Below are 19,858 nucleotides of genomic sequence, written 5' to 3'. Positions count from 1 at the left end.
GACGTAGCGTGCAGGGGTGAGTGCATCCACCACAGCCCCCGTCATCTCCACCCTCGCCGAACTACGCGCCAGCGGCCACGAGCTGATCGGCGTCCGTCAGGAGATCCGCCGCAACCTGCTGGCCGCTCTCGCGGAAGGTCGTGACGCCTGGCCGGGCATCCAAGGCTTTCAGGACACCGTGATCCCGCAGCTTGAGCGGGCGTTGCTGGCCGGGCACGACATCGTGCTGCTCGGTGAGCGCGGGCAGGGCAAGACCCGCGTACTGCGCACCCTTGCGGGTCTGCTGGACGAGTGGACGCCGGTGATCGCGGGTTCCGAACTCGGCGAGCACCCGTACGACCCGATCACCCCGGCATCGATCCGGCGTGCGCGCGAGCTCGGCGACCAGTTGCCCGTCGCCTGGCGGCACCGGGACGAACGGTATGCCGAGAAGCTCGCGACACCCGATACCTCGGTGGGCGACCTGGTCGGCGATATCGACCCGATGAAGGTCGCCGAAGGGCGCAGTCTGGGCGACCCGGAGACCATTCACTTCGGCCTGATCCCGCGCGCGCACCGCGGCATTGTCGCGATCAACGAACTGCCCGACCTGGCGGAGCGCATTCAGGTGTCGATGTTGAACGTGATGGAGGAACGCGACATCCAGGTACGCGGATACGTGCTCCGGCTGCCGCTGGACGTGCTCGTCGTGGCCAGCGCCAATCCCGAGGACTACACCAACCGCGGCCGCATCATCACCCCGCTGAAGGACCGCTTCGGTGCGCAGGTGCGTACCCATTACCCGCTGACCGTCGAGGGCGAGATCGCGGTGATCTCCCAGGAGGCGCATCTCGTTGGCGCGGTGCCCGATTTCATCGTCGAGATACTGGCTCGTTTCACCCGTGGCCTGCGCGAATCCAGTGCCGTTGATCAGCGCTCCGGAGTGTCTGCGCGATTCGCGATTGCAGCAGCCGAAACCGTCGCTGCCGCAGCACTGCGCCGGGCGACGGTGCAGCATGAGGACGAAGCGGTTGCGCGGATCATCGACCTCGACACTGCGTCAGACGTGCTGACGGGCAAGGTCGAATTCGAAAGTGGCCACGAAGGCCGCGAAGAAGCAGTTCTGGAACACCTGTTGCGGATGGCGATCGCCGACACCGCCCGAGCTCGGTTGCGCGGCATCGATCTGGGCCCGCTCGTAGCTGCGATCGAGGCAGGTCATGAGGTGAGCACCGGGGACGAAGTGACCGCCGCGGTCCTGCTCGCATCACTGCCGGATATCGCCGGATCCGATCTTTACGACCAGGTTGCCGATCGGCTCGGGGCGGGTACTGCCGGCGCACGGGCCAGTGCCGTCGAGTTGGCGCTTGAGGGCCTGTATCTCGCACGCAAGGTCAGCAAGGACGTCGACGAAGAAGGCCGAGCGACCTACCGCTAGATCCATCTACTCGTTACCCGGAGGTTTGCGCGATGGTCAGTAAGCGAACGCATCGGTCTCGCTACGGCCGATACGTCGGTGGGCCGGACCCACTCGCGCCGCCGGTGGACCTGTCCGAGGCGCTGGATGCCATCGGGGAAGATGTGATGTCCGGGTATTCTCCCGAGCACGCCATGCGTGAATTCCTACGTCGCGGGGGTCGCGATCAGCAAGGTCTGGACGAGTTGGCCCGGCAGGTTGCGCAGAAGCGTCGCGAGATGTTGGCCAAACACAATTTGGACGGCACTTTTGCCGAGATCAAGCAACTATTGGAAAAAGCCGTGCTCAGCGAGCGCAAGCGGCTCGCGCGCGACCTGGACGACGACGCGAGATTCGCCGAGATGCGGATCGAGAACCTGTCACCATCGACCGCCGCTGCGGTCAACGAGCTCGGCGACTATCCATGGCGCGATGTCGAAGCCCGCGAAGACTACGAACGGATCAAGGACCTGCTCGGGCGCGAGATGCTCGACCAGCGGTTCGCGGGGATGAAGAAGGCTCTTGAAGGCGCCACTGAGGAGGACCGCGCCGGGGTCGCCGAGATGCTGAAGGATCTCAATTCGCTGTTGGCACAGCACCGGGCGGGGCAGAACACCGACTCCGCGTTCGAGCAGTTCATGGACAAGCACGGGGATTTCTTTCCCGAACGCCCCGAGACGATGGACGAGTTGCTGGATGCGCTGGCGCAGCGGGCGGCCGCTGCCCAGCGGATGCGTAACTCGATGACCCAGGAGCAGCGCGACGAATTGGATGCGCTGGCCGCGCAGGCGTTCGGGTCGCCGGAGTTGATGGATCAGCTCGGGGCGCTGGACGACAACCTGCGTGCGCTGCGCCCAGGCGAGGACTGGAGCGGTGGCGAGCAGTTCGAGGGCGAGCAGGGGATGGGGCTGGGTGACGGCACGGGAATGCTGCAGGACCTCGCCGACCTGGACGCTCTGGGAGAGCAGTTGTCCCAGCAGTACGCCGGAGCACAGATGGACGACCTGGACCTGGACGCACTACGCCGTCAGCTCGGTGACGAAGCCGCCATCGACGCGCAACGCCTCGCCGAGTTGGACAAACAGCTGCGTAGCCGCGACTACCTGCAGTCCGACCCCCAGGGTGACCTGCGGCTCTCACCCCGTGCAATGCGCGAATTGGGACGGTCGCTGCTGCGGGACGTCAGCCAGGCGCTGTCGGGTCGGCAGGGACAGCGGGATGCACGCAAGGCAGGCACGGCGGGGGAGCCGACCGGGGCTTCGCGGCCATGGGAGTTCGGCGACACCGAATCGTGGGACGTGACCCGCACGCTGACCAACGCGACGGTGCGGCGGGCCGGCGAGCCGGGCGGGCCGTTGATCTCCTTCGAGGACGTGGAGGTGCAGGAGACCGAGGCGCGCACGCAGGCAGCGGTTGCGCTGCTCGTCGACACGTCGTTCTCGATGGCGATGGACGGTCGCTGGCTGCCGATGAAGCGGACTGCACTGGCGCTGCATCAGCTGATCTCCACCCGCTTCCGGGGCGATCACCTGGAGCTGGTCGCCTTCGGACGGCACGCTCGCACGATGGACATCGCCGAGCTGACCGGACTGGCCCCGGAGTGGGAGAAAGGCACCAACCTGCACCACGCATTGATGCTGGCCAACGGTCATTTCCGGCGGTTCCCGAATGCTCAACCGGTGTTGTTGATTGTGACCGACGGGGAGCCGACCTCCCACCTCGAGGCCGACGGCGAGGTCTTCTTCGACTATCCGCCGCACCCGTTGACCGTCGCGTACGCGGTGCGGGAGCTGGATACATCGGTCCGGCTGGGTGCTCAGACCACCATCTTCCGGCTCGGTGAGGATCCGGGACTGGCGCGGTTCCTCGATCAGCTCGCGGGGCGGTCGGGGGGCCGTGTGCAGGCGCCCGAGTTGGACGGGCTGGGCGCGGCCGTGGTCGACAGTTACCTGTCCGGTCGCACGTCGCGTGGCGGGTGGTTCGGCGCCTCCGGCTGAGGATGTCTCATCGACATTTCTCAGTGAGCTTGACGACGGAAAAGCTGATGTTGCTGTCCTGGTCCTGGCGGCTGCCCGGCGCGATGTTCTGAGCGCAGACCTTCCAGTTCGAGTCGAGAACCTGGAAGCGGTTCGCACCGGTGGCGTCGCTGGAGGCGGTGAAGAACACCGGGTTGCCCGAGACCCGTTGAATGTCGTCCTGCGCTGCTTGAAGCACCTTGCCGACTTCATTCGGCATCACAAAAGTGGACGGCGCGGTCACCGAACTCGATGTGTTTGTCCCGGGTGTCTGCTGGCTGGCGGGGGTTGATGTGGCAACTGGGGCAGAAGCGCGTGGCGTAGTGCTCACCGCCGATGTCACCACCACGGTCTTCGTAACCGGCGCGGGCGTCGTTGCGCCTGGACCTGTGCTGGTTCCGCAGGCTGTCAACGCCACCGTCAAAATTGAGCAGCTGAAAAGGAGGGGGACCGAGAAAATGTTGCGGGAAGTCATGGGCGAAGTCTGCGCGATGCCTGATAACTTCTAGCCAACCGGCTGGGTACAGAGATCAAGTCGTTATGTTCAGGCGGCGGTCTCGGCAAGGTGGCGGGAGAATTCCAACATCGCCGTCCCTTCCTCCTCTATCCCGAGCGCGCACAGCAGCAGTCCCGTGTGTACCCGCTGGGCGACCGACCACTGCCAGATTGCATCGGGGTCGGTCCCTGTCGAACGGGCGAGGCGCCGGGACTGTTCCCGAGGTTCCGCATCGGCGTCCCACGGATCTTCGCGGACCAGGACGGCCAGGTCGTACTCGCGGTCGCCGATCAGACCATCGGGGTCGACCAGAGCAAACCCGCGCTCCGATTGCAGCGCGTTCCACTGATGGGCGTCCCCGTGCAGCAGCACTGCGGTCCGGGCGTCGTACGCTGCGGCTCGCGCGAGCGCAGCGGCCTGCGCGCTGCGAATGACGTTTTCGGGGGTTGAGTGTGTCGCCGCGTTCCAGTTCACTTCGATGTTTTCCGCGAGCTCGAGGCCGATCTGGGCAGTGGTCGGAAGGTGGGATCCCTGCACGGGACGCCAGATCTGCGCCAGGGCTCGCACCAGGTGGATCTCGCGTTGCCGGGTGGGCAGGGACAGGTCGTGCATCGATGCGCCGAGCCGTTCCAACAGCAGCGCACCCCGGTGCGCATCACCGCGCAGCAGGCGCACGGCGCCCCGGCCGCCCGCAAGGTGCAGGGCGGTGATCTCGTTCTCGGCGTCGCGACCTCGCGGGACGATCAGTTTGAGCACGGCACGCGTGCCATCTGCGCACGTGACGCCGACCGCATACGCCTCGGTGGCGTCCTGGAACGGGCCACTGAGGTCGCTCAGCTGCCAGGTGCGGGCGAGTTCCTCGATGAGACAGGGGAGATCGTCCAGCCAGCGCTGCGCACCCAGCAGCAACGCCCGTCGCCGAACTGGCGTAGGTACGTCAATCAGCATGCGGTCAAGTATGGCGATGTGCGATGTGCGATGCCCGATGGCAGCCGTGCGGGCCAGGTTTCCTAGGATCCTCTGGTGACGAGGCTGCGGATCGGTGTGCTCGCTGTGCAGGGAGATGTGCGGGAGCATGTGCGCGCCCTGGAGTCGGCCGGCGCGCAGGCCGTGCCTGTTCGCCGACCCGCCGAAGTGGCCCAGGTCGATGCCCTGGTGCTGCCGGGTGGTGAGTCCACGACGATGGACAAACTGCTGCGTGCCTTTGAACTGCAGGCTCCGATCCGGGAACGGATTGCGGCAGGTATGCCGGTCTACGGATCGTGCGCGGGGATGATTCTGCTCGCCGACCGGGTGCTGGACGGTCACCGCCAACAAGAGACCCTCGGTGGAATGGATATCGCTGTGCGGCGGAACGCCTTCGGTCGGCAGGTCGACTCGTTCGAGACTGATCTGCGGCTGGCGTGGTTGACCGACGGCACTGTCCGTCCCGTCCATGCCGTGTTCATCAGGGCTCCGTGGGTGGAGCAGACAGGTGCGGGCGTCGAGGTGCTCGGGCGGGTGCCGGACGGGCCTGCGGCGGGACGCATTGTCGCTGTGCGCCAGGGGTCGCTCCTGGCCACCTCATTCCACCCGGAGGTGACCGACGACTACCGGGTGCACAGCTATTTCGTTGACCTGGTGAGGGCTTCGAGAACATCCTGACTGCGCCTCAAGCCCGGGTAGTGAGCCGGATCAGGTGCCACGCTGCCGGCGCGATCTGTACCGTCACGGTTCCGTCGACGACCCCGGTGACCTCGACGCACTCCGGGGTCACCCGGTTCGGCTCATCGGCGGTGTTGCTGGCCTGCGGGTCGACCCCATCGAGAGCGACGTGCTCGACGATCTCCAGCGGACCGAAAGCAGTCAGATCAATGGCCGTATTGATCGCATCCGTTGCCGAGCGGTTCACGATGCTGATCGTCATCGAACCGTCATCCGGGTTGCGGGTGCCGGAACACAGTAGGGCGCTGCAACTGCCATAGGTCGTTGTCACCGTCGGCCCGTCTACCCGCAGATCGAGCACCACCCCCTGGCTGTGCCGTGCCAACAGCGCGAACGGCGCAAAGGTCGTCTGCCGCCAGGCCGGGCCGTTAGGCATGGTCCGGATCGGCGCAATGACGTTGACGAGCTGGGCCTGGCAGGCGATACCCACTCGGTCGCAGTGGTTGAGCAGCGTCATGATGAGTGAGGCGACCACGACGGCGTCATCGGCGGTGTACTCGTCCTCGATCAGGTGCCGCGGCCGGTCGGTCCACTCCAGTAGGTCCTCCCCGCCGAAAGCCGACTGACGCCACACGTTCCACTCGTCGAAGGAGATTTGGATCTGTTTGTCGGACTTGCGGACCGATGCGACGTGGTCCGCTGTCGCCGTGACCGAGTTGATGAACAGGTCCATGTCGACCGAGCTGCAGAGGAAGGACTGTCGGTCCGTTGCGTCGGGGTCGTAGTAGGCGTGTGCCGAGACATAGTCCACGACGTCGAACGCTCGATCGAGCACTTCGGCCTCCCAGGCACCGAAGGTGGGCATGCCCCGATTACTGCTCCCGCAGGCGACGAGGGAGATTTCCTGGTCGAACCGCTTCAACGCCTGACCGGTCCGAGATGCCAGCTGCCCGTAGTCGGACGCGCTGAGATGGCCCAACTGCCACGGGCCGTCCATCTCATTACCCAGGCACCAGAGGCCGATCCCGAACGGTTGTACTGCGCCATTGCGGGATCGGCGATCGGACAGTTCGGTTCCGCCAGGATGGTTGCAGTACTCGAGCAGATCGAGTGCCTCCGGCAGGCCACGGGTGCCGAGGTTGACCGCCATCAGAGGTTCGGCCCCGATCTCACCGATCCACTCCATGAACTCATGTAGACCGAACTCATTGGTCTCAGTTGCTTTCCAGGCCGCATCGAGCCGGACCGGCCGCTCCTGTGGTGCGCCGACCGAGTCTTCCCAGCGAAAGCCCGAGACGAAATTGCCGCCGGGGTACCGCACGAGGGTGACGCCGAGTTCCTTGACCAGCTGCAACACATCGCCGCGAAATCCCCGTTCGTCGGCATGGGGGTGCGCCGGCTCGTAGATGCCCTCGTATACGCATCGACCCATGTGTTCCACGAACGACCCGAAGATCCGACGCTGGACGGGCCCGACCACAAATTGCGGATGAGCGGTGACGGTGGCCTTCGGCGAATTTTGTGCGGCGGTCGGTTGCGACATCGCACGAGTGTCCCGCACCTTCCCTGATCTTTTAGGTCTCGGGGAAGGGGGGACGGCTCACTCGACGCGTAGGACTCGCATCTGCAGCGCGAGTGTCGAGTAGTAGCCGACGAGCACGATCAGTTCGAAAACGTCGCGCTCGGTGAGTGGTGGCACACATTGCTCCCAGATCTCGTCGTCGACGTCCCCCATGGTCAGCGCCGAGGTCAGGCGCAGGCCGGCCAACTCCACGGGGTCGTCGAGCTGGGGTAATCCGCCATCACGGATCGTGATCAGCTCGGCTTCGGTGATGCCGCAGGTGCGGCCCACGGCCTCATGCGCGGCGCGCTCGAACGCACTGTCCCGACTGGCGGCAACGACGAGAATGGCCAGCTCGCGTAGGCGGTTCGGCAGCTGCGAGCGGTAGCGGACCGCCACGCCGACCTCTGCCAGGGCGGCGCCGATCGCGGGCGAGAGGAGGAATCCGCCGAATGGTCCCTGAAGCTGCAGGTCGGCGTCGGTCAGCGCGAACGCCTGCGGACCCTGACTTCGCGGACCGTCTGCGATCGCTCGGTAGAGCGTGGTCTGGTCCGCGTCCAGGTCCTCCGGTCGCAGCCGAGGTTGTCGACTCATGTGTCCTCCATCGAGCTCCCGTTGGTGGGGCGGGTGGTTATTTGGGCGGATTCATCCGCCGTGAGACGGCCCGGTGGGCGATGGGCGGTAGCCAGTCCTTGGCCACTTTGCGGATGCCGGTCCGCGACCGGGGCATGCCGCGGACTGCGGTTGGTGCCGCGACGACCGGTGGGGGAGTCGATGCCGGCGCGGGTTCAGGGGCGGGCAGATCGCTGATCTTGATGCGTAGGATCGGTCGTCCGGCGATGATGTGCGTCGCGCAGAAACAGTGCCCGCGCGCCCCCAGCCAGGTCTGGATCTGCTCCTGGGCTGCTGCCGGGTCACCCCAAGTGCCGTAGAGCTTGGACTCGGTGAGAGCGATGACCCGCAGGTCTTTGGTGGCGACGGCCTCCCATACGGCGGCAGGCACGCCCGGGGTGTGTTCGGAGCGGTAGTCATCGAACGCGACGATGCCGTCCGGCTGGAGCAGGAGTCGCGCGGAGTCGACATCTGTCGCGACGTGCTCGTAGAGGTGGGATGCGTCGATGTGCACGAAGCGCGCCGAGCCGGGGGCCACGTGCTGCACGATGTGGTTGGACGTTGCTTGAACAATGGTCGGCAGATCGGGGTGGAAACGAAGATAGTTCGCCTCGAATGCTGAGCGGGTCAGCCCACTGTAGGAGTCAGACAGCTCGCGGGTGTTCTCTGCGTCACCTGCTTCACCTTCGAAGAGATCCAGCACGGTGAAGGTCTCTCCCGGTTGCCGGAAATGCCCCACCAGCACGGCACTCTTACCCAGGAAGCTACCCACTTCGACCAGCTCACCGTGATGCTCGTGTCGCACCTGCTCGCCGAGGAGGAACTCGAACAGATGACGGTCACTGGGGTTGAACCACCCCTTGATCGTGCCCAGGTCGCCGGCATCCAGTGCCGATAGAAGAGGGGCGGTGGCCTGGCTCATGGATGAGTGACCTCTCCGGGTGTTCTGCGGGCGAAGGACGGCGCCCCAACCTAACGTGAGCAGACCGCAGTATGTGCGCACGCTGGGAAAACTCTCGAAGATCCCCGTTGACCGCGGTGCCTCAACCGGTCCTTGCAGCGCATGCCGCCGTGATGCGCGCGTCGACGCCGAGCCGGTCCTGCTGTTCAGGCCATCGGCGTGGTCGGCACCAGGTCCGTGAAGGCCCGCTTCGGGGCGGCCATCAGCGCGAGCGCGGCCAGTACAGCGGCGCCTGAGCACACGGCCCAGACCGTGAGGTAGCCCGACAGCGGGGCCGAGGCCCGGTTCAGGTCCAAACCGTCAGCAGACAGCGCGATGGCAAAGATCGAGCTGGCAATCGCCCCACCCACCGTCTTGGTCGCGTTGGTCATGCCGGTGGCGAAACTGGTGCGATTCTCGGGGGCTGCAGCGGCCGCGGCGGCCGGCAGGGCTGCGACCACGGCGCCGGAACCGAGGCCTGCGATGCCCATATTGACCAGACCCTGCCAGGTGGCGTCATGGAACGGGATCCACAAGGCGTAGCCGAGAGCGATCAGCAGGCACGACACGATGAGAGCGCGTCGTAACCCCAGAAGCCGTGAGGTCAGCGGCAGCGTGAACGCCCCGATCGCCAACGTGATGACGTAGACCCCGATCAGCGTCGAGACGAAGGCCGCGTCGGCTCCCAACCCGTAGCCGCGCTCGGCCGGGTCGGCCTGGGCGTAGGTGGACAGCGGGATCTGACCTCCGAGCACTGGGACACCGAACAGGAAAGCAGTCAGCTGAATGGGCCACTGCCGCGGATCACGCAGGAGACGCACATCGACGAGCGGCTCGGCCCGGCCCAGTTCATACCGCACGAACGGCACCAGACTCGCGACCCCGGCCGCCACCAGGAGCCACGCCAGCCACGACTCCGGACCGCGGAGCCGGATGACGACCAGGCCGGCCATCACCAGCCCGAGCGAGCCGGTGATCAGTGCGAGGCCCGTCCAGTCGATCCCACCGGTGGCCTCACCGGGAGTGTGTTCGATGCCGAGCAGGATGACGAAGAAGACCGCTGTCACCACGATCGCCGGCAGCGCCAGGACCACACCCATCCCCACCTGGTCAACAAGTTGGCCACTCGTCAGGGCGCCACCGATGACGGCGAGCTCGAGGGCGCCGACGAGGACCGCAGCACCCCGGCGGGTACGCCGTTCGCGGTCTTTGCCGCCGCGCAGGCGACGGTGGATGATCGCTATCTCCAGCGGCAGCCAGACGACGTACGCGCCCTGCAGCGACCAGCCGATGAGGAAGGTCGTGAACGACGGTGCGATGACCAGGATCCACGACCCGAGGGCCGTAACAGCGGTGGCGAGCAGCAGCACCCGCTGGTACCCGATCAGGTCGCCGAGGCGCGCCAGCAGCGGCACACACAGCGCGGAGAGGACCAGCTGGGCCGCCTCGAACCAGTTGACGTCGCCCTCAGCCATCGCGAGATGGTGGGCGATCTGGGGGTATATCGGTGTGTAGTACCCCTGCAGCACGCCGCTGGCGACCTCCACCATGACCAGAAAACCCACGACCTTCGCGAGGCTCTGGACGACCACCCGAGGGCTGCGTGTTCCAGGGGCCGGTGTCATCAGCGGATCTCCTCGATCAGCCGTCGATACCAGGTGATGCCCTCGAGAAAGGCATCCACGCCGAGGTGTTCGTCGTAGGAGTGGATCGACTCACGTTGAGCCTTGGTCATCCGGAACGGTACGAAGCGGTAGACCCGGTCGCAGATCGCAGTGAACTGGCGCGCGTCGGTGGCGGCCATCATGACGTACGGCGCTGGCACGGCGTCGGCGAACACTGTGCTGATCGTCGACTCCAGGAGCTGGAACGCTTCGTCGTCGATCGGTGAGATCGGGCTCGCGGCGCCTACTTCCAGGACGTCGATGTGCACCTGATCGTCGTCGACCGCTCTGCGTACGTGTGCGAGCACATCGGCAACGCTGTCACCGACCATTACCCGGATGTTCACCCCGGCCCGTGCGGTGGCAGCAATGACATTGATTGCAGGGGAGCCCGACAACGTGGTGATCGCAAACGTGGTGCGGGTCATCGCGGCGGTTTCCGGCCCTGCGGCCAGCAGAACCCGGGTCAGCGCCGCCTGCAGGCGCCCGGCGTTGGCGAGCAGCGGGCGCAACGGGAGCACCGCGTGCGGGGCCAGGCGGCGGAAAAGTTCGATGGTGGGCTCCGGAAGGCTCGCCGGCAGAGAGGAACGGTCCAGGCGGGTGATCGCTCTGGCCAGCCGCGCTGTCGGACCCATCCTCGACGGCGTTGAGGCATGCCCGCCGCGCCCCTCGACCCGTATCTCGATCGAGGTGGTGCCTTTCTCGGTGACGCCGATGACGCCGATGGATGCGGCGACCCCAGGGAAGGCCTCACTCGCGATGGCGCCGCCCTCGTCCAGTACAAACCACGGCCGCACACCGCGTCGCGCGAGCTCTTCGACCGCCAGTCCTGCGGCGGTGCCCATCACCTCTTCGTCGCAACCGAAGGACAGCCACACATCCTGGGCCGGGGCGAACCCCCCGGCGAGTAGCTCTTCCACGGCCTCGCAGATACCGACCAGGGCGCCTTTGTCGTCCAGGGTGCCGCGTCCCCAGATCGCTTCGGTGCCGAGGTGTTCCACGACCGCGGCACCGAACGCGTCGTGCCGCCAGGTGCCCTCGACCGGCACGACGTCGAGGTGCGCCATCAACACGACCGGTCGCCCGGCTGCCGTTGCCGGTACCTGTGCTCGGCCGGACCAGTGGAAAAGGAGGCCGTGGGTAGAGATCCGGGTCAGCTCGAGATGTTCGTGCAACAGCGGGAACAGCCGTGCCAGTTCGGTGCGGAACAGGTCGAACGCAGCGGAGTCGACGCGGCCGGGGTCCCGGTTGCTGACCGTCGCAATCCTGACGAGCGTCTGGAGCTTGTCGACGGCGCGAGGGTGCACGGACATGGGGGCACTCTAACTATCGGTGCGGCCCTCGGCAGCGGGTCAGCCGTGCCGCAGTACCGCAGTGGGGCGCCCGCCCCTCGATGATCAGGACAGCGGCGCGCTCAGCTCCAGATGCACTCCGTCAGGGTCGCTGAACGACAGAATTGCCATTCCGGCGCCGGTGAGGTCGGTGACCTCTCCGTGCGGGATACCGGCGTCCTGGAGTTTCTGGTGGGCATCGACGAGGTCCGCGCGGGAGGCCACCTGGAAACTGACATGGTCCAGGCCGGTGTGATCGGCATCGAATCGCTGATCGCCCGGCGCGACCGGGCGTAGCCCGAACAACGCTCCCGAGGGGGTCTGGTAGACGGTGCCGCCGTAGAACTGTTCCGGGGACTCCCGAACACCGGGTTCTTCAACCGTTGCGGAGTTGTCGATCGCTGCGGGCCAACCGAAGACCTGGTCGTAGAACGCCTTCGAGCGGGCGATGTCGGTGACGGTCAGTCGCACATGGGAGAAACCTGAGCTGGTGATAAAAGCCATGACACTGTTCTACCGCACATCCGGTGGGCTGCAGGGTGGCGATGGCAGCGGTCACGGTGGCCCGATCTGGCAGCGGCGTGGCTTCGGCCCGACCCACAACGACTGTTCCGTTGTTCCGCAACTCCCGGCTCGTTACGATGACGGGCGGATCGCGGCAGCGCACAGCGCGATTCCCGAGGTCACTAGTACGAAGCAGGGAGACAATGAGCGGGCACTCCAAATGGGCCACCACCAAGCACAAGAAGGCCGTGGTCGATGGTAGACGCGCCAAATTGTTCGCGAAGTTGATCAAGAACATCGAGGTGGCGGCGCGCTCCGGTGGGGGAGACCTCTCGGGCAACCCGACGTTGTACGACGCGGTACAGAAGGCCAAGAAGTCCTCGGTGCCCAATGACAACATCGACCGTGCGGTCAAGCGTGGTTCCGGCGCAGAAGCCGGAGCGACGGAGTACCTCGCGTTGATGTACGAGGGATACGCGCCGGGTGGCGTCGCCATGCTGATCGAATGCCTGACCGATAACAAGAACCGGGCCGTCGCCGAGGTCCGCACTGCGCTGCAACGCAATGGCGGGACGATGGCCGAGAGCGGATCGGTGGCCTTCCAGTTCCAGCGCAAGGGTCTGGTGACCGTCCCGAAGGCGGACAAGACCGAGGACGACATCCTCGAGGTCGTCCTCGACGCCGGTGCGGAGGAGATCAACGATCACGGCGACTTCTTCGAGATTGTCTCGGAGGCATCCGACTTCGTCGCCGTTCGCGAGGCGGTGCAGGCTGCCGGCATCGACTACGACTCGGCAGAATCCTCCTGGGTGCCGACGGTGCAGGTGCCACTGGATGCCGACGGCGCGCGCCGGATGTTTCGGATGATCGACGCGCTGGAGGACAGCGACGATGTGCAGAATGTTTTCGCCAACGGGGATGTCAGCGACGAGGTTCTGGCAGAGCTGAACGAGGACGACGACTGACCGGACTCGCCGACCCGCCTGCGCGCCGCGTGTGACGTGGGCGGGTACGTTCGAGGTCACCGAACACGTGTTCGGTGACCTGAGATGTCCTATCGGAGGCTGAAGTGCGCGTGCTCGGTGTCGATCCCGGTCTGACCCGGTGCGGTCTGGGCGTGGTCGAGGGTGGTATCGGCATCCCGCTGCGGATGATTGCGGTCGGGGTCGTGCGTACTCCGGTGGCCGACGATCCTGCTGAGCGGCTGCTGATGCTGCAGACCGAGATCGATGAGTGGCTGCAGATCCACAAGCCGGACGCGGTCGCGGTCGAGCAGGTGTTCGCCAAGGCCAACATCAAGGGGATCATGGGCACCGCGCAGGCGTCCGCGGTGCCGATGCTGGCTGCCGCCCGGTTGGGTCTGCCGCTGGCGATGCATACCCCGTCGGAGGTCAAAGCCGCCGTCACCGGCAATGGTCGGGCGGACAAGGCCCAGGTCACGGCAATGGTCACCCGCATTCTGCGCCTGCAGGTGGCCCCCAAGCCTGCGGACGCAGCCGACGCGCTGGCGCTGGCTATCTGTCACGTCTGGCGCGGAGGTGCCCAGGACCGCATTGCCACGGCGTTGGCGCGGCAGACTGCTGCGCGAGCTGGAAGGGCGCCACGATGATCGCCAGCCTGCGCGGCACGGTCGTGATGACCGGTCTCGGCACGCTGGTCATCGAGGTCGGTGGAGTCGGTATGTCCGTGCTGACCACCCCGTCCACAGCGGCTTCGGTGCGGATCGGCGACACCGCCACCCTGGCCACCACCCTGGTGGTCCGTGAGGACTCCCTGACGCTGTTCGGATTCGCCTCCACGGGCGAGCGTGACCTGTTCGAGCTGGTACAGACCGTCAGTGGGGTGGGGCCCCGGCTGGCGCTGGCGATGCTGGCCATCCACGCTCCCGAGGTGTTGCGTCGGGCCATCGGCCTGGGCGAGCTGGCAACGCTGGTGAAGGTGCCGGGGATCGGCAAGAAGGGCGCTGAGCGGATCGTCCTGGAGCTGAAGGACAAGGTCGGGCCCGTCTCCGCCACCGGGGTGGCCGATACGTTGGCGACGTTGCCCTTCGAAGACGGCCAGCACCAGGTCGTCGAGGCCCTGATCGGTCTCGGGTGGTCCAGCAGGCAGGCTCAGGATGCCTTCGCCAAGGTCAGCGACAGCGAGTCCGAAGAGGCCGATGTGTCGGTCCTGCTGCGGGCGGCATTACGCGAGCTCGGCCGATGAATCAGCCCGAGGACCTGGCGGACAGCGACCAGTCGTACGGCGACCAGTCGTTCGACGCGACCGCTCGGATCGTAGATCCGGGTAGTCGAAGCGGCGATGACGACGACCGCCGACTCGATGCGGCGCTGCGACCGCGCAAGTTGTCGGAGTTTCCGGGCCAGCCGCGAGTACGCGATCAGCTGGCTCTGCTGCTGGAGGCAGCTCGGCGACGTAATGCTCCACCGGATCACGTGTTGCTGTCCGGGCCACCCGGGTTGGGTAAGACGTCGCTGGCAATGATCATCGCCGCTGAGTTGGAGCAGCCGATCCGCATCACCAGCGGGCCGGCCATCCAACATGCCGGCGACCTGGCGGCGGTACTTTCCTCCCTCGCGGAGGGTGAGGTGCTCTTCCTGGACGAGATCCACCGGATGGCGCGCCCGGCGGAGGAGATGTTGTACCTCGCAATGGAGGACTTCCGCGTCGACATCATCGTCGGCAAAGGCCCGGGCGCTACTGCGATCCCGCTGGAGTTGCCGCCGTTCACGGTCGTGGGTGCCACGACCCGGGCAGGGTTGTTGCCGGCGCCGCTGCGGGACCGCTTCGGTTTCACCGGCCACCTGGACTTCTACTCCAGCGTGGACCTGGCGTTGATCCTTACCCGCAACGCGAGCCTGTTGGGGGTCGACAGCACGCCTGCAGGAATCGACGAGCTGGCCGGTCGTGCACGAGGCACCCCCCGCGTTGCGAACCGGCTGCTGCGCCGCGTCCGCGACTACGCGCAGGTGCACGGCAACGGCATCGTGGATCTGCCGTCAGCGCGAGCAGCTCTTGAGTTGTTCGATGTGGATGACCGCGGGCTGGATCGCCTGGACCGCGCCGTGTTGGACGCTCTGTGTCGTCGCTTCGGCGGCGGACCGGTGGGTCTGTCGACTCTCGCGGTCGCGGTCGGCGAGGAAGCAGACACCGTTGAGACGGTCGCTGAGCCGTACCTGGTCCGCGAGGGCTACCTCGTGCGCACGCCGCGTGGGCGCGCCGCATCACCGCTGGCGTGGTCCCACCTGGGCCTCACCCCACCCACGCCGATCACAGATGGCGCCCAGCTGCCTTTCACCGACGTCGACGGCCGGTTCGGAGGGGGACCCCCGAATGCCGATTGATACCTGTCGACCATGCGCCACTTAGTCAACCGGTGGTTGGGCCTAAGGCGATGCTGACCTAGACTCAGCGGCTGGTAAGCCAGGGCGGTCACCTTCAAAGTCCGCTCCATATTTCAGATGCACCACCGAGTAAGAGCCGTTGCGGCTCCGCGCTACTGCGAGATTTCAAAGGACGTTCTGCTTCATGCCCGTTTTCGTGACAGCCAACTCCGGCAACTCCGGGTCCGGTAGCAGTACGTATGTGCTGATCGGCCTGGTGATTCTGATGGGCGCGCTGCTGTTCATCTCCAACCGTCGTAAGCGACGAGCGGCCAGTCAGCAGCAGGAGAGCCTCAAGGTCGGATCGCAGGTCAGCACGACCTCCGGCATGCTCGGCACCCTGGTCGAGATCGACGACAGAATCGCCACCGTCGAGGTGAGCCCTGGTGTCCGGATGCAGTTCATCCGCCGTGCGGTCGTACCCCGTGCAACGTTGCTGCCCGAGGATGCCGCGCAGAGCGGGAACACTGCCGTTGTAGCGGATGCGGACAGCGGAGCCCGCGACCCGTACGAGTTGGACACGGACGAATTCCGTGAACGCGGCGACGACCGCACGGGGGCCTGAGCACCGGTGGCAACCCGCACACGACGCGCACCCGGCGGTCGACCGACCCGCACACTCATCATTCTCGCCGCGTTCATCATCGCGATGTTCGGCGCGATCGGCGCGAGTGTGTCGCTGGGTAACCCCAGCGGTCAGTGGACCCCGAAACTCGGCCTTGACCTTGAGGGTGGCCGGCAGATCGTGCTGCAGCCTTCGGTCGGCAAGGGTCAGAAAGTAACGTCGGGTCAGGTCAATCAGGCCGTCGACATCATCCGGCAGCGGGTCAACGGAAACGGGGTGACCGAGGCGCAGGTCAGCACCCTGGGTGCGGACAGCATCGAAGTCTCCCTACCGGGCAACCCCAGCCAGCAGACGCTGAGCGCACTTGCGCAGTCCTCACAGCTGTTCTTCCGTGCCGCCATCACGAGTGCGACCGATGTACCGCCGACGTTCACTCTGCCGACGCCCTATGTCGCGCCGGCGACGCCGAAGCCCACGCCGTCCCCGTCGGCATCCGCGTCGCCCAGCTCCCCGTCGGTGCAGCCGTCGGTGTCCAAACCGTCGCCGTCGTCATCCAAACCCTCGCCCGCGAAGTCCTCCGGCACCACCGCGAACGACGTGCTGCCGCAGGCGTTCCGTGCGGCGACCAGTACTCCCGCGCCCACCAGTTCCAGCCCGGCCAGTCCCACGGCTTCGTCCAGCAGTCCCGCGCCCTCCAGCTCGACGCCCGCGACGCCGAAGAGCACCGGCACCACCGGCACCTTGGGCGCCAGCTCGACGCAGTGGGAGACCCGTCCTGTCGGTGATATCTGGATCATCAACGGGTTGGCAACCAAGGGGGAGACCTACAGCCAGCTGCTGCAGAACTACTCCTGCTCCAACAACGATCCGCGCCTCGGCCCGACAGCCGCCAAGTGGCAGCAGATCTCATCCGAGGTGCCCAAGGGCGAGCCGACCGTGGCCTGCGCAGACGCGAACACACCCGGTCAACCCGCGACCAAGTACCTGTTCGGCCCCTCTGAGGTAACCGGTAGCCAGATCAGCGATGCCAGCTATGGTCCGGCCACCAACCAGCAGGGCGTCGCGACCGGCGGGTATGAGGTCAATCTGTCGTTCAAATCTGCGGGTGCCAAGAAGTTCGGCGAGGTCACCGGTCGGCTGAACGGCCTGAAAGGTGTGCAGAACCAGTTCGGCATCGTGGTCGACGGCAAGGCCATCTCGGTCCCGTCGAACACCAACGGTGCGATCACCGGTGGTAAGGCTCAGATCACCGGTAACTTCACTGAGGCAACCGCCAAAACACTGGCCAACCAGCTGAAGTTCGGTGCGCTGCCGTTCTCCTTCAAGGAGCTGACCTCCAGCCAGATCAGTCCGCAGCTGGGCTCCTCCCAACTTCGCGACGGCATCATCGCCGGCATCATCGGCCTGTTCCTGGTCGTCTTGTACTCCCTTGCCCAGTACCGCCTGCTCGGCCTGGTCACGATCGCCTCGCTGGTCATCGCCGGCACGATCACCTACGCCGCGGTGACACTGCTCGGATATACCAGCGGGCTGCGTCTGACGATGGCCGGCGTGACCGGACTGATCGTGGCCATCGGTATCACCGCGGACAGCTTCATCGTGTACTTCGAGCGGGTAAGAGATGAAGTCAGATCGGGTCGCCCGCTACGGGCCGGTGTGCAGACCGGATGGGATCGCGCCAAGCGGACCGTGCTGATCTCCGACACCGTCAACTTCCTGGCAGCTGCCGTCTTGTACCTGCTGTCCGAAGACAATGTGAAGGCCTTCGCGTTCACCCTCGGCCTCACCACCGTCATCGACGTCGCCGTGGTCTTCTTCTTCACCCACCCGGTGCTGACGCTGCTGTCACGCACGTCGTTCTTCGGCAACGGCCACAAGTGGTCCGGATTCGATCCGGACCGTCTCGGGGCCCGCGGCGTGACGTACGCCGGTCGTGGCCGCGTGACGATTGCCGAACGTAAGGCTGCCGCTGCCGCAGCCGGAAGCGAGGTCTGACATGGCGAGCTTCGCTGCCTTCGGTAACGACCTCTACACGGGTCGTCGACAGATCAACTTCGTCGGACGACGTCGGACCTGGTACGCCGTCAGCGCGGTCTTCCTGGTGCTGGCCCTTGTGGGGCTCCTGGGTCCGGGACTGAATCTCAGCCTCGAGTTCAGGGGTGGCTCCGAGATCAAGGTTGCGGGTATCTCCCAGATGGGTGACTACACCGCCCGCGCGAACAAGGTCATCGCTTCGGTAACGGGTAAAACCGCGAATCTCGACGTCACCAAGGTCGGTAACAGCGGCCTGACGATTGACTCCAAGGACCTCGGTAATGGCACTGCCGCCAGCACCGACAAGGTGAGCGCCGCGCTGGCCAAGGAGTTCAAGGTTCCTACCGGTTCCATCACCAGCAGCTTCATCGGACCGACGTGGGGTAAGCAGGTCACCACAAAGGCGATTCAGGCACTGGTCGTCTTCCTGGCGCTGGTGTCCGCGTTGCTGGCGATCTACTTCCGGACCTGGAAGATGGCCGTGTCGGCTCTGGTCGCGCTGATCCACGACCTCGTGCTGACCGTAGGGATCTACGCACTCGTCGGCATCGAGGTCTCCCCGGCGACGGTGATCGGGTTCTTGACGATCCTCGGATACTCCATCTACGACACGGTGGTCGTCTTCGACAAGGTGCGCGAGAACACCAACGAGGCGATCGAGTCGGGCAACCGCAGCTACTCCCAGGCGGCCAATTACGCCGTCAACCAGACGCTTGTGCGCTCGATCAACACCTCCGTGGTGGCGTTGTTGCCGATTGCAGCATTGCTGGTCGTCGGTTTCGCGGTCCTCGGCCCGGGTACGTTGCTGGACCTTGCGCTGGCGCTCTTCGTCGGTATCGCGGTCGGCACCTATTCCTCGATCTTCATCGCTACCCCCCTGCTGGCGTCCCTACGATCCCGCGAGCCCGCGATGAAAGATCTGGAACGCCGGGCCGCCACCTTCCAGACCTCGCAGCACGCTGCACTCGGCGTCGGCGTCGGGACGGGCTCGAAGGGTGCAGAGGAGCAGCAGGGCGAGAACATGTCCGGGGTCATCGAACCCGAGCGCGCCAAGGCCGCTGCCGATGCGCGCCGGACCAAAGTGCGCAAGCGTGAGGTGCACCCGCTCGCACTGCGCGACGAGGACGACCGCACGTGAGCGATATCGACATCGCCAGGCTGCTGCGCGAGCACACCCGTGAGATCGCTGACTTCCCCAAGCCGGGGGTGGCGTTCAAAGACCTGACTCCGTTGTTCGCCGACCCAGCCGCATTCACGACGGTCGTCGAGGACATCGCCGGTCGATATCGCGGCACGGTGGACGCAGTAGCGGGGGTGGAGGCGCGAGGGTTCATCGTCGGTGTTCCGGTAGCCCTGGCGCTCGGTCTTCCGTTTGTGGCAGTCCGTAAAGCGGGCAAGCTGCCGGGCGCCGTGCTGGGCGAGGACTACGAGCTGGAATACGGGACGGCGAGGATCGAGATCGTCGCCGATGCCGTTGCTGGGGGCGACCGCGTGCTGCTCGTGGACGACGTGCTGGCGACCGGCGGCACCGCTGCTGCCGCGTGTACGTTGCTGGAACGGACCGGCGCGCGGGTGGTCGGGATTGCGATGTTGATGGAGCTGGTCTTTCTGGGCGGACGGTCGGCGTTGCCCGATCGCGATGTGCTCGCGCTGCTGAGCATCGACGGCGACTAG

Annotated in this window: 20 protein-coding genes; 12 read left to right on the top strand and 8 right to left on the bottom strand. The window is 66.0% G+C overall.

All coding sequences use genetic code 11. The annotated features are described in order from the left end of the window. The first annotated feature begins 16 nt into the window (after positions 1–16). Both V3G39_12225 and V3G39_12220 read left to right on the top strand, forming a co-directional pair. The gene (locus V3G39_12225) at positions 17–1,417 is read left to right on the top strand and encodes a sigma 54-interacting transcriptional regulator (GenBank protein XAS75426.1); all 1,401 of its coding nucleotides are present in this window, start codon (positions 17–19) and stop codon (positions 1,415–1,417) included. A gap of 32 nt (positions 1,418–1,449) precedes the next feature. Continuing rightward, positions 1,450–3,432: a VWA domain-containing protein gene (locus V3G39_12220; protein XAS75425.1), complete on the top strand. Its 1,983-nt coding sequence runs from the start codon at positions 1,450–1,452 to the stop codon at positions 3,430–3,432. Between the two features lie 7 nt (positions 3,433–3,439). Here the strand turns inward: V3G39_12220 and V3G39_12215 are convergent, their stop codons facing one another. After that, on the bottom strand, positions 3,440–3,694 hold the full coding sequence (locus V3G39_12215; protein XAS75424.1) for a hypothetical protein: 255 nt from the start codon (positions 3,692–3,694) through the stop codon (positions 3,440–3,442). Between V3G39_12215 and V3G39_12210 the strand changes: the two genes are divergently transcribed. Continuing rightward, positions 3,678–3,959, top strand: coding sequence for a hypothetical protein (locus tag V3G39_12210; protein ID XAS75423.1), 282 nt, complete (start codon positions 3,678–3,680; stop codon positions 3,957–3,959). The genes V3G39_12215 and V3G39_12210 overlap by 17 nt on opposite strands. Before the next feature lie 35 nt (positions 3,960–3,994). Here V3G39_12210 and V3G39_12205 read toward each other — a convergent pair whose 3' ends face one another. After that, complete coding sequence (locus tag V3G39_12205) at positions 3,995–4,894, bottom strand: aminoglycoside phosphotransferase family protein (GenBank protein ID XAS75422.1); 900 nt, start codon at positions 4,892–4,894, stop codon at positions 3,995–3,997. Between the two features lie 75 nt (positions 4,895–4,969). Between V3G39_12205 and pdxT the strand changes: the two genes are divergently transcribed. Beyond that, a complete protein-coding gene (gene pdxT, locus V3G39_12200; protein XAS75421.1) occupies positions 4,970–5,590 on the top strand; it encodes a pyridoxal 5'-phosphate synthase glutaminase subunit PdxT in 621 nt (206 codons plus the stop codon). Positions 5,591–5,597: 7 nt separating this feature from the next. Here pdxT and V3G39_12195 read toward each other — a convergent pair whose 3' ends face one another. The 6 genes from V3G39_12195 to V3G39_12170 all read right to left on the bottom strand — a co-directional run bounded on the left by V3G39_12195 (position 5,598) and on the right by V3G39_12170 (position 12,202). Then, positions 5,598–7,133, bottom strand: a complete 1,536-nt coding sequence (locus V3G39_12195) for an alpha-N-arabinofuranosidase (GenBank protein ID XAS75420.1) — start codon at positions 7,131–7,133, stop codon at positions 5,598–5,600. Between the two features lie 57 nt (positions 7,134–7,190). Beyond that, entirely contained in the window at positions 7,191–7,745 is a 555-nt protein-coding gene (locus V3G39_12190; protein ID XAS75419.1) for a carboxymuconolactone decarboxylase family protein, read from the bottom strand. Between the two features lie 37 nt (positions 7,746–7,782). Beyond that, positions 7,783–8,685 carry a class I SAM-dependent methyltransferase gene (locus V3G39_12185; GenBank protein ID XAS75418.1) on the bottom strand — a complete coding sequence of 301 codons (903 nt, stop codon included), beginning with the start codon at positions 8,683–8,685 and terminating at the stop codon, positions 7,783–7,785. A 185-nt stretch (positions 8,686–8,870) separates the two neighbouring features. After that, complete coding sequence (locus tag V3G39_12180; protein XAS75417.1) at positions 8,871–10,328, bottom strand: MFS transporter; 1,458 nt, start codon at positions 10,326–10,328, stop codon at positions 8,871–8,873. Next, positions 10,328–11,680, bottom strand: a complete 1,353-nt coding sequence (locus V3G39_12175) for a M20/M25/M40 family metallo-hydrolase (protein ID XAS75416.1) — start codon at positions 11,678–11,680, stop codon at positions 10,328–10,330. Before V3G39_12175 ends, V3G39_12180 begins: the two co-directional genes overlap by 1 nt. 84 nt (positions 11,681–11,764) lie before the next feature. Then, a complete protein-coding gene (locus V3G39_12170) occupies positions 11,765–12,202 on the bottom strand; it encodes a VOC family protein (protein XAS75415.1) in 438 nt (145 codons plus the stop codon). A 203-nt stretch (positions 12,203–12,405) separates the two neighbouring features. Between V3G39_12170 and V3G39_12165 the strand changes: the two genes are divergently transcribed. From V3G39_12165 to V3G39_12130, 8 genes are all read left to right on the top strand, one after another. Then, on the top strand, positions 12,406–13,167 hold the full coding sequence (locus V3G39_12165) for a YebC/PmpR family DNA-binding transcriptional regulator (protein ID XAS75414.1): 762 nt from the start codon (positions 12,406–12,408) through the stop codon (positions 13,165–13,167). A 104-nt stretch (positions 13,168–13,271) separates the two neighbouring features. Beyond that, positions 13,272–13,811 carry a crossover junction endodeoxyribonuclease RuvC gene (gene ruvC / locus V3G39_12160; protein ID XAS75413.1) on the top strand — a complete coding sequence of 180 codons (540 nt, stop codon included), beginning with the start codon at positions 13,272–13,274 and terminating at the stop codon, positions 13,809–13,811. Then, a complete protein-coding gene (gene ruvA / locus V3G39_12155) occupies positions 13,808–14,407 on the top strand; it encodes a Holliday junction branch migration protein RuvA (GenBank protein XAS75412.1) in 600 nt (199 codons plus the stop codon). The genes ruvC and ruvA overlap by 4 nt, the downstream gene beginning before the upstream one ends. Beyond that, entirely contained in the window at positions 14,404–15,546 is a 1,143-nt protein-coding gene (ruvB, locus tag V3G39_12150) for a Holliday junction branch migration DNA helicase RuvB (GenBank protein ID XAS75411.1), read from the top strand. Before ruvA ends, ruvB begins: the two co-directional genes overlap by 4 nt. Before the next feature lie 184 nt (positions 15,547–15,730). Beyond that, positions 15,731–16,150: a preprotein translocase subunit YajC gene (gene yajC / locus V3G39_12145; protein ID XAS75410.1), complete on the top strand. Its 420-nt coding sequence runs from the start codon at positions 15,731–15,733 to the stop codon at positions 16,148–16,150. Between the two features lie 6 nt (positions 16,151–16,156). Further along, positions 16,157–18,145 (top strand): protein translocase subunit SecD, encoded by a 1,989-nt coding sequence (gene secD, locus V3G39_12140; GenBank protein XAS75409.1) that lies wholly within the window; start codon positions 16,157–16,159, stop codon positions 18,143–18,145. 1 nt (position 18,146) lies between these two features. Further along, the gene (gene secF / locus V3G39_12135; GenBank protein XAS75408.1) at positions 18,147–19,322 is read left to right on the top strand and encodes a protein translocase subunit SecF; all 1,176 of its coding nucleotides are present in this window, start codon (positions 18,147–18,149) and stop codon (positions 19,320–19,322) included. After that, positions 19,319–19,858 carry an adenine phosphoribosyltransferase gene (locus tag V3G39_12130; GenBank protein ID XAS75407.1) on the top strand — a complete coding sequence of 180 codons (540 nt, stop codon included), beginning with the start codon at positions 19,319–19,321 and terminating at the stop codon, positions 19,856–19,858. Before secF ends, V3G39_12130 begins: the two co-directional genes overlap by 4 nt.

The sequence above is a fragment of the Dermatophilaceae bacterium Sec6.4 genome (assembly GCA_039636865.1).
Taxonomy (GTDB): domain Bacteria; phylum Actinomycetota; class Actinomycetes; order Actinomycetales; family Dermatophilaceae; genus Allobranchiibius.
Note: the sequence above shows the minus strand (reverse complement) of the source record. Positions and strands in the feature narration are given on the sequence as shown.

What these genes read in the sequence shown, in the direction of transcription:
- V3G39_12205 (XAS75422.1), bottom strand. Translation starts at nt 4,894, where the DNA reads ATGCTGATTGACGTACCTACGCCAGTTCGGCGACGGGCGTTGCTGCTG.
- ruvA (XAS75412.1), top strand. Translation starts at nt 13,808, where the DNA reads ATGATCGCCAGCCTGCGCGGCACGGTCGTGATGACCGGTCTCGGCACG.
- V3G39_12180 (XAS75417.1), bottom strand. Translation starts at nt 10,328, where the DNA reads ATGACACCGGCCCCTGGAACACGCAGCCCTCGGGTGGTCGTCCAGAGC.
- V3G39_12170 (XAS75415.1), bottom strand. Translation starts at nt 12,202, where the DNA reads ATGGCTTTTATCACCAGCTCAGGTTTCTCCCATGTGCGACTGACCGTC.
- yajC (XAS75410.1), top strand. Translation starts at nt 15,731, where the DNA reads ATGCCCGTTTTCGTGACAGCCAACTCCGGCAACTCCGGGTCCGGTAGC.
- V3G39_12195 (XAS75420.1), bottom strand. Translation starts at nt 7,133, where the DNA reads ATGTCGCAACCGACCGCCGCACAAAATTCGCCGAAGGCCACCGTCACC.
- V3G39_12165 (XAS75414.1), top strand. Translation starts at nt 12,406, where the DNA reads ATGAGCGGGCACTCCAAATGGGCCACCACCAAGCACAAGAAGGCCGTG.
- V3G39_12220 (XAS75425.1), top strand. Translation starts at nt 1,450, where the DNA reads ATGGTCAGTAAGCGAACGCATCGGTCTCGCTACGGCCGATACGTCGGT.
- V3G39_12175 (XAS75416.1), bottom strand. Translation starts at nt 11,680, where the DNA reads ATGTCCGTGCACCCTCGCGCCGTCGACAAGCTCCAGACGCTCGTCAGG.
- secF (XAS75408.1), top strand. Translation starts at nt 18,147, where the DNA reads ATGGCGAGCTTCGCTGCCTTCGGTAACGACCTCTACACGGGTCGTCGA.
- V3G39_12185 (XAS75418.1), bottom strand. Translation starts at nt 8,685, where the DNA reads ATGAGCCAGGCCACCGCCCCTCTTCTATCGGCACTGGATGCCGGCGAC.
- V3G39_12190 (XAS75419.1), bottom strand. Translation starts at nt 7,745, where the DNA reads ATGAGTCGACAACCTCGGCTGCGACCGGAGGACCTGGACGCGGACCAG.
- ruvB (XAS75411.1), top strand. Translation starts at nt 14,404, where the DNA reads ATGAATCAGCCCGAGGACCTGGCGGACAGCGACCAGTCGTACGGCGAC.